Origin of the sequence: Streptomyces sp. NPDC058619, from assembly GCF_042717785.1 — a bacterium.
Taxonomy (GTDB): Bacteria; Actinomycetota; Actinomycetes; order Streptomycetales; family Streptomycetaceae; genus Streptomyces.
Genome location: NZ_JBHXQN010000112.1, coordinates 1 through 7,429, shown reverse-complemented (window position 1 = coordinate 7,429; position 7,429 = coordinate 1). Strand labels below are relative to the sequence as shown.

9 protein-coding genes and 1 pseudogene are annotated in these 7,429 nt (G+C 70.0%); 8 read left to right on the top strand and 2 right to left on the bottom strand.

Annotation, left to right across the window (positions count from 1 at the left end):
* Nucleotides 1-170: 170 nt before the first annotated feature.
* The gene (locus ACFWTC_RS38050; RefSeq protein WP_383931529.1) at nt 171-437 is read right to left on the bottom strand and encodes a hypothetical protein; all 267 of its coding nucleotides are present in this window, start codon (nt 435-437) and stop codon (nt 171-173) included.
* 1,087 nt (nt 438-1,524) lie between these two features.
* Here ACFWTC_RS38050 and ACFWTC_RS38045 point away from each other — a divergent pair.
* The 6 genes and pseudogenes from ACFWTC_RS38045 to ACFWTC_RS38020 form a co-directional block, all read left to right on the top strand.
* Nucleotides 1,525-2,418 (top strand): DUF1206 domain-containing protein, encoded by an 894-nt coding sequence (locus ACFWTC_RS38045; RefSeq protein WP_383931527.1) that lies wholly within the window; start codon nt 1,525-1,527, stop codon nt 2,416-2,418.
* Between the two features lie 101 nt (nt 2,419-2,519).
* Complete coding sequence (locus ACFWTC_RS38040) at nt 2,520-2,780, top strand: hypothetical protein (protein ID WP_384030503.1); 261 nt, start codon at nt 2,520-2,522, stop codon at nt 2,778-2,780.
* Complete coding sequence (locus ACFWTC_RS38035; protein WP_383931521.1) at nt 2,777-3,154, top strand: PIN domain-containing protein; 378 nt, start codon at nt 2,777-2,779, stop codon at nt 3,152-3,154. Before ACFWTC_RS38040 ends, ACFWTC_RS38035 begins: the two co-directional genes overlap by 4 nt.
* A 58-nt stretch (nt 3,155-3,212) precedes the next feature.
* Complete coding sequence (locus ACFWTC_RS38030; RefSeq protein WP_384030501.1) at nt 3,213-3,752, top strand: winged helix-turn-helix domain-containing protein; 540 nt, start codon at nt 3,213-3,215, stop codon at nt 3,750-3,752.
* Nucleotides 3,749-3,949 (top strand): hypothetical protein, encoded by a 201-nt coding sequence (locus tag ACFWTC_RS38025; protein WP_384030505.1) that lies wholly within the window; start codon nt 3,749-3,751, stop codon nt 3,947-3,949. The genes ACFWTC_RS38030 and ACFWTC_RS38025 overlap by 4 nt, the downstream gene beginning before the upstream one ends.
* Nucleotides 3,934-4,585, top strand: a pseudogene (locus ACFWTC_RS38020) (dienelactone hydrolase family protein); the annotation flags it as partial. The gene ACFWTC_RS38025 and the pseudogene ACFWTC_RS38020, both read left to right, overlap by 16 nt.
* Nucleotides 4,586-4,888: 303 nt before the next feature.
* On the opposite strand, the gene ACFWTC_RS38015 reads toward ACFWTC_RS38020, so the two are convergent.
* Nucleotides 4,889-5,332 carry a hypothetical protein gene (locus tag ACFWTC_RS38015; protein ID WP_384030499.1) on the bottom strand — a complete coding sequence of 148 codons (444 nt, stop codon included), beginning with the start codon at nt 5,330-5,332 and terminating at the stop codon, nt 4,889-4,891.
* A 284-nt stretch (nt 5,333-5,616) separates the two neighbouring features.
* Between ACFWTC_RS38015 and ACFWTC_RS38010 the strand changes: the two genes are divergently transcribed.
* Nucleotides 5,617-6,642 carry an ATP-dependent DNA ligase gene (locus tag ACFWTC_RS38010; protein ID WP_384030497.1) on the top strand — a complete coding sequence of 342 codons (1,026 nt, stop codon included), beginning with the start codon at nt 5,617-5,619 and terminating at the stop codon, nt 6,640-6,642.
* A 100-nt stretch (nt 6,643-6,742) separates the two neighbouring features.
* The gene (locus tag ACFWTC_RS38005; RefSeq protein WP_384030495.1) at nt 6,743-7,327 is read left to right on the top strand and encodes a hypothetical protein; all 585 of its coding nucleotides are present in this window, start codon (nt 6,743-6,745) and stop codon (nt 7,325-7,327) included.
* Nucleotides 7,328-7,429: the final 102 nt, after the last annotated feature.

Genomic DNA, 7,429 nt, shown 5'->3' with positions numbered 1-7,429 from the left:
CACCCGCGATGAGTACCGCACCCACTCTCCGCGTCCCGGGGGAGGGCGGCTCGCAGCAAGCCCGCTCCCTGCCGACCCGCAGCCACGCCGGGACGCCTGATCCTCGTCGGCCCCCTGCAGGACCAGCTCGCCCGCCTGCTGGAGCTGACCGGCGCGGACACGGTCCCGCGTCAGGGAGTGTCGCCGAGCCACAGGAACGGGCCTGTGGGATCAGCATCGATGGGACTGTAGAGCGCCCGGCCGCCGGCTCCGTACAAGCCCCGGTCCGTGATCAGAAGCGCCCCTTCCGCCAGCTGCTCGCCGGACCAGCCGGTGACGTCGAGAAGCTGCCCGTCGAGGGGGCCGCCCACCAGGTCCACGAATGCCTTCCCCGGGGCCGGCCCGCACTGCTTGTCACCGTCGCTGCCGTACACCCGTCGCACATTCATCCCGCTCATCCCACCAGCCTGCCCCTCCACCCGCCCCAGCCACCCAGCAAACAAGTGAACGAGCGGACGAGCTGGAGGTTCAGGCCGTGGCGGCGGTGCTTCCCCGAGCAGTCGGCCCGGCCGTCCCCGACGCAGTCGCACTCGGCGAGGGCGCCATCACCAGCACGTATTCCAATGTTGCTGCTACCGGCTTGCCGCACAGAGCGGCTCCCAGCCCCAGCGCCCGGCGCGCGAGGCGGTTCACGACCTGGCGGACGTAGGCGTGGGCGGTGGCGACGCCGCTCCGAAGCCCGCGGCGATCCGGGTCAGGGTGAGGTGGTGGTGCAGATACACCCGGGCGAGCATTGCCCGTCCGGACGGGCGGAGCTTGCACCGGCGGTCACCCCTCCCAAGGGACGGTGAGCATCGTGACCGCTCCACCGGTGCGTGGGGCAGGTCGGGTGCGGCAGGATACGTAACCAAGGGGGTTCCCGACAGGCGAGATGAGATGTCAGATACCTCCCTCAACCGCCGAGGAGCCCCGTCCGTTCTGCCCTCACCCCGCCGCCGGCATCACCCGATCGGTGGCCACAGCGAAAATGCTCATTGCTGGGGAGTCCGGCAGCGGTCTGGCGGGTCCGCCCCGGGTGCGGCGCTTCGGGATTCTGGCGCCGGGGGCGGCCGCCGCTCTGCCAGAACGCGGGACGGCGGCCCGAGGCTGTGCGGTGCGACAATGGGGGTACCAGCGGCAGGTCGACGCGTCCCAGCGGCCTACGCCTTCCAGGTACAGAACAGCAGGTCAATTCATGGCCAAGCAGCAGCCGAAGCCGTCCCAGCCCACGCACGGTGAGGGCGCGAGTCCGCACAAGGGCACCGAGCAGCACGGCTGGTCGCCGGATGTCGATGAGATGCCGCTCCCAGCGCCCCAGCGGAACCAAGGATGCCTCCGCCTCCACCGGCGTAGACCCCCAGGATCCGCCCGGCACCCGCAGCGCGGGATAGCCCAGCTATCGCACCCAGCCTCTGGTTCGCAGCGCGGCCGCGAGGGTGGGCGGAAGCCTGTCGGCTCAGCGCGCGCACTGTGTCGATCGAAGCAGGGCACGAGGAGGTGCCAGGTATGACGATGGAGAAGGGCGCCGCTCAGGCCAAGACCCAGGGGCAGCGCGTTGCCGATAGCCGCGCCATGGAGGTCGCAGCCCGGGTCGGCCTTTGCGCCCGGGGCGTGATCTACGTTCTGGTCGGACTCCTTGCCGTTGGGATCGGCCTCAGCGGTGACAGCGGCGGCAAGGAGGCCGACCGGTCCGGCGCGGTGCGGACCATCGCTGAGCAGCCATTCGGCCGGATACTGCTGTGGGCGCTGGTGGTGGGCCTGGCGGCGATGGCGCTGTGGCGCCTGTCCGAGGCGGTATTCGGGCAGGCGACGGCAGGCGGTGACGCCTGGACCCGGCGCCTGGGCTCCTTGGGGATTGCCGCCTTCTACGCCGTGATCTGTGTCGGCGTGGCGCAGACGGCGCTGGTCGGCGGGTCGGGCGGGACCCGCGGCGGTGACGAGTCGTCGAAGGAGTACACCGCGACGGTACTGAACTGGCCTCTCGGGCGGGTACTCGTCGGCGTGTTCGGGGCCATCCTGGCCATCGTGGGCGTGGCGATCGTGGTGCGCAGCCTTATGCGGAAGTTCGAGAAGAATCTCCGTACGGACGAGATGAGCCCGACGACGCGGCGCGTCGTCGCGGGCCTGGGCATCATCGGTGGTGTGGCATGCGGCGCCGTCGCCGTGATGACGGGGCTGTTTGTCCTGCTCGCCGCCGTACGGTTCGACCCCAGCCAGGCAAAGGGCCTGGACGAGACGCTGCGCTCGTTCGCCGCCACGCCCGCCGGGCCCGTGCTGCTGATCGCCGCCGCGGTGGGCCTCCTGCTCTTCGGCCTCTACTCCTTCTGCGAAGCGCGCTGGCGAGAAGCCCCTGAACACGACGCCTCGGCCGAGCAGCCGACCAGCCGCCGGGCCGGCTGACCGCTCTGACCTGACACAGATCAGATTCGGCCACGCCAAGAGCCGAATGTACACGGGCGACGCCCCTGACAGCTGATTCTACCGGCGGTAGAATCAGGGGTATGAGCAGCAGCAAGCCAACGAGCATCAAGGCGACCGAGGCCACCCGCGACCGGCTGCGCCTCCTCGCACACGAGCGCGGCACGACCATCACCGAGCTCTTGGAGGAGCTCGCCCAGAGCCGGCTCACCCAGTCGGAGCAGGAACAGCGAGCCCTCCTGGCCGCGGCGGAACTCGGGCTGGAGTACACCGAGGACCTCCAGCAGGCCGGACAGTCCGCCTGGGACAAGATCCGCATCCATCAGGACGGCGCCGCCGCGTGAGCCTGACGGCCGTCTTCGACCACACCGCACTGGTCGCCCTCTATCGGGCCGACCCCTTCTTCACCGGCCTCTACATCGAATCTTCCCGGGGCACCGGCCGCGTCCTGATCCCGGCGCTGTCCGTCCTTGCTGCCGAACGCGCGACCCCCGGGGCCGGCGCTCACGCAGCCCGGCTGCGATTCGCCGAAGCCGTGCCCTTCACGACCGCCCACGCGCTGGACGCCAGCTCCTGGCCCGCCAGCGAATGGGCGGTCACCCACCCGGCGGCCATCGCCTGGCAGGCCGCCAAGACCGGTGAGCCAGTCACCGTCCTATCCCTGACCCCGGAGGCGTACGAAGGCACTGGCATCTACCCCCTCGACCCCACTTACTGAGCTTTGCGGGTTGTCGTCGGGGAGTGACGGTTCATGATCCTTGCGGTATGCCGGTGGTATGCGTTATCCGGAGGGTGGGGGCCTGACTGCTGAGCGTCGGGCGTTTCGTGAGGGGATCCGGTTTCAGGCCGGCGAGAGGATTGCGGCGGGCGAGAGGACCGCGGTGATCGCGAAGGATCTGCGGGTGAGTGTGCGGTCGGTGGAACGCTGGCGTCGTGCCTGGCGCGAGGGCGGTATGGAGGCCCTGCGCTCGACGGGTCCGGCGAACTCCCCGACCGTCACCGACGCCCAGTTCGCCGTACTCGAGGAGGAACTCGGCAAGGGGCCGTCGGCGCACGGCTTCGAGGATGAACGCTGGACCCTGGTCCGGGTCCAGACGGTGATCCGCCGCCGGCTGCGGCTGACGCTGTCGGTGGCGACGGTGTGGCGGCTGCTGAAACGGCACGGCTGGTCCTGGCAGGCACCCGCACGCAGAGCCCTCGAGCGTGACGAGCATGCGGTTGAGCTCTGGAAGAAGGAGGTGTGGCCGCGGGTAAAAGCCTCGCGGCAGCGTCCGGGGCATGGCTCGTCTTCGAGGACGAGGCCGGATTCTCCATGACGCCGCCCCGCGCCCGCACCTGGGGCCGGCGCGGACACACACCCGTCATCCACGTCCGCGGACGCTCCCGCCGCCGGACCTCGGTCGCCGCCCTGTGCTGCTACAAACCCGGCGAGAAGAGCCGCCTCATCCATCGCCCCCGCAGCCATCTCCTGCTCAAGGGCGCCCGCAAAAGCTTCTCCACCCAGGGGTGCTGATGTACGCAGACGGCTTCGGCATCCGGCCCGTGCTGCGGGAGATGGCCCGCGAACTGGCCGGGCACGGCTACTACGTGCTCGTCCCCAACTCCTTCTACCGGCACGGCCCGGCACCGCTGGTCGAGCTTCCCGAGTACATCGGAGAAGAGGTCCGGCCCGCGGTCGTCGCCCAGCTGATGCCCCTGATCAAGGCGCACACCGCCGAACGTGTCCTGAGCGACGCCGACGCCTACCTCAGATTCCTCACCACCCAGCCCGAGGGTGGCGCCGGACCGGTCGCGGTGACCGGCTACTGCATAGGCGGCCTCTACGCGATGCGCACCGCCGCGGCCTACCCCGACCAGGTGGCGGCCGTCGCCGCGTTCCACGGCCCCGTGGGTGTCGATGGGGCCAGCCTCTTCTCCAAGCTCACCGCCCAGGTCCACCTCGGCCACGCCGAAGGCGATGTGACACCTGAGGCCCTCGGCGAGCTCAACCAGGCCCTGGATGCGGCAGGTGTCGGCTACACCTCCGAGATACCCCGGCACCATCCACGGCTTCACCATGTCCGACACCGACGCTTTTAGCGCCTCCGGGCTGAAGCGCCACTGGGATCGCCTGCTCCCCCTCCTGGACCGCACCCTGGCGAACAGCTGATGCTCCAGCCCGGAAACCAAGGCTGAAACGGCCGAGACCAGCAGGAGGCATGGCGGGCCACACCGATGTCTCCATGGCCGTGGCCCGCCTCTATCGCGAACGAGACTTCCGTAAAAGCCAGGTCGCTTGAGAACCCCGAGCCTCCGCGGTCGCAAACGACCTGGCATCCAGGCTCGTCAGCGGCCCACCATCTGACAGCCGCAGTGCGACCGGACACTGAGTGTTTGAGCTGGAGGGGTGAGCGTCATGGTTGGCGAGATGCGGATCTCGTGTGCGCGTAGGTAAGGAGCGCGAGTGAGTGCTTCACCGCGGGGAGAGACGCCGACGCGTGACCGCGAGGGTTCCTGTGGCGAAGGCCAGTAGCAGGAGCGCGAGACCTGTGAAGATCACGGGATTCACCCAGCCCGGGGCCAGCTCGGTTCCCACACCGTCTGACGTGACGCACTGAGCACTGACCGGCAACGTCCATCGCGTCACCACATGATCGCCCGAAACGCCCCTCGACGCGCACATCTGATCCGGGTCCAGAATGTAGAACCCCGACATCACACCCCACGAGTACGCGCCGTACGCCGCCGCGCCGGCCAAGACCGCTACCAGAGCGCAGGTGGTGACGCTGGGCACGTGTCCGACCAGGACCGGCTGCTGCTTACAGACCCGTCGGACGAGCGCGACGGCGGCGCCCAGGCCCATGCAGGGCGCCAGGAACGGCCCGAAGACCAGGGCGAAAAACAGAAGATCATCCATGCCTGCCCAGACATCGCCCGGACAGGACCGGTTCCACCGTCCGCCTGAACCGAACTGCCTGAGCGCTCTGCGTGGCGACCGTCTCCAATTGGAATGCTCAAGCCACAGGCTGACTATCCGGGCCGGCAGCCAGCAGAGCGTCGAAGCTGGTGACAGCCACCGTGCTTCACGCGCCGTCGGAGACAGGTAGCGCGCCGACCTGGTGACAGTCACTGTGCTTCACGCGATCAAAGCCGCAGGTCAGTGGAGGCTGCTGGTGACACCTATCGTGCTTCGGCCCACGAGTGGTCCTCACCCCGCCCTTCGAGCCGATGCTCGCCCAGGCCGCCGAGTACGTCCCCGGCTCCGGCGTCCTGGCAAGCGGCTTCGCAGCCGAGCAGAAGTTCGACGGCCACCGCGCGCCCCTGTTCACCCCCGCCGGCCCCGGCGGCCGGCTGCTCTTGCAGACCCGGCGCGGCTCCCTGGTCCAGGACCGGTTCCCCGATCTGATCGCGGCCGCCGAGCAGCTGCCCGAGGGCCTGGTCCTTGATGGCGAGCTCGTCGTCTGGGACACCGCGGCCGGGCGGCTGTCCTTCGAAGCGCTCCAGCGCCGGGCCGCCGCCCGCGGCCGCACCGCGACCGCGCTCGCCGGTGAGACCCCGGCGTTCTTCATTGCCTTCGACGCGCTGCAGATCGACGGCACCGACCTGTTGACCCTGCCCTACGCCGAGCGCCGCCGACGGCTCGAGGTCCTGTTCGCGGCCCGCGCGCTGACCACGCCGTGGACCCTCTGCCCCATGACCACGGACCCGGCGAAAGCCGCGGAGTGGCTGGAGGAGTGGACGGACGTTACCGGCGTCGAGGGCCTGGTCGTCAAGAAGATGAACCAGCGCTACCTTCCGGGATCCCGGGCCTGGACCAAAATCAGACGCAGGGACACCACCGAAGCGGTCATCAGCGCCATCACCGGCACCCTCGCCCGCCCCCAGCTCCTCGTCCTCGGCCGCCACGATGCGACCGGACGCCTCCGCCCCGTCGGCCGCACCGTCCCACTGCGCCCCCACGCCGTCCGTGAGCTGGCCGGGCACCTCGCCCCGGCCGGTCCCGGACATCCATGGACCGGTGCGGTGCTCTCCTCGGCCTGGGGCACCCGCGACGTCCTCGACACCACCCTGGTCCGGCCCGGCCTCGTCGCGGAGATCAGCGCCGACACCTCCATCGACCGGGGCGGCGTATACCGGCGCCCGATCCGGTACGTGCGCCTGCGCCTGGACGCGTCCGTCGATGACGTGCCCCGGTTCGGCGGGAGTCCGGCCGCGGCCGCGGAGTGACCGGCGGCCCAGCCCCAGGGGGCGTGCTTCGTGTGGTTGTGGCTGGGAATGCTGTCCGGATCGGAGCCTTGGTTGCGCGCGGGGGTGTCGTTGAGCAGTGGTGACTGATTCATTCTTTCCCCGTGGCGACGTCTGGCCCCTGCGGCCGGCAGAGGCCGTGCCGTTCTGCCACCTGTGCCCGGACGACGACCGGGCCCCGGCCGGGCAGGCGTTTACCGTCACCTACTGGCCCGCCTTCGGCCCGGCCCGCCTGGTGAGCTTGTGCGTGCACTGCCAGTTGGGCAGACCCAGCCGGAAATACGACGAACTCGGCCCGGCCGATCTCGCCTGGCGGATCCTGCAACGCGACACCACCCGCCTCCTCACCGCGCACGACCAGAAGCACTGGACCCCCTCGGCCGGCGAGCTGGAGTTTGCCGCCTCCCTCGCCCGGACGCCGTGGACCGAGGAGTCGATGCGCGCTGCCGTACGCGACGCCGACGACCTCGTCTACGCCGGCCGCCTCCTCCGCGCCCTCGACAACAACGCCATCGTCGTACTACGCCACGTCCCCGCCGACGACCTCGCACTGCACTCGCTGCGCCGCCTGGTCGACGTCCTGGCCACCGAGGCGGAACGACCGCGCCGGGACGCCGTGCCTGAGGCGCAGTCACACCGCGGCCGCGAGTGCTGCGGGAGGGGGTAGTCGGGGTACTGAAGTTCCCCCTGCGGCCTGGACAGCCTGATACTGGGATGGACGGTCCCGGAGGAAGCAGTTCCAGGTAGTGAGCAAGAAGAGCAACACGAG

Bases quoted from the DNA above. Each gene is read 5' to 3' on its own strand.
- ACFWTC_RS38030 (WP_384030501.1), top strand. From the start codon at position 3,213: ATGCGTTATCCGGAGGGTGGGGGCCTGACTGCTGAGCGTCGGGCGTTT.
- ACFWTC_RS38045 (WP_383931527.1), top strand. From the start codon at position 1,525: ATGACGATGGAGAAGGGCGCCGCTCAGGCCAAGACCCAGGGGCAGCGC.
- ACFWTC_RS38040 (WP_384030503.1), top strand. From the start codon at position 2,520: ATGAGCAGCAGCAAGCCAACGAGCATCAAGGCGACCGAGGCCACCCGC.
- ACFWTC_RS38050 (WP_383931529.1), bottom strand. From the start codon at position 437: ATGAGCGGGATGAATGTGCGACGGGTGTACGGCAGCGACGGTGACAAG.
- ACFWTC_RS38015 (WP_384030499.1), bottom strand. From the start codon at position 5,332: ATGGATGATCTTCTGTTTTTCGCCCTGGTCTTCGGGCCGTTCCTGGCG.
- ACFWTC_RS38025 (WP_384030505.1), top strand. From the start codon at position 3,749: ATGACGCCGCCCCGCGCCCGCACCTGGGGCCGGCGCGGACACACACCC.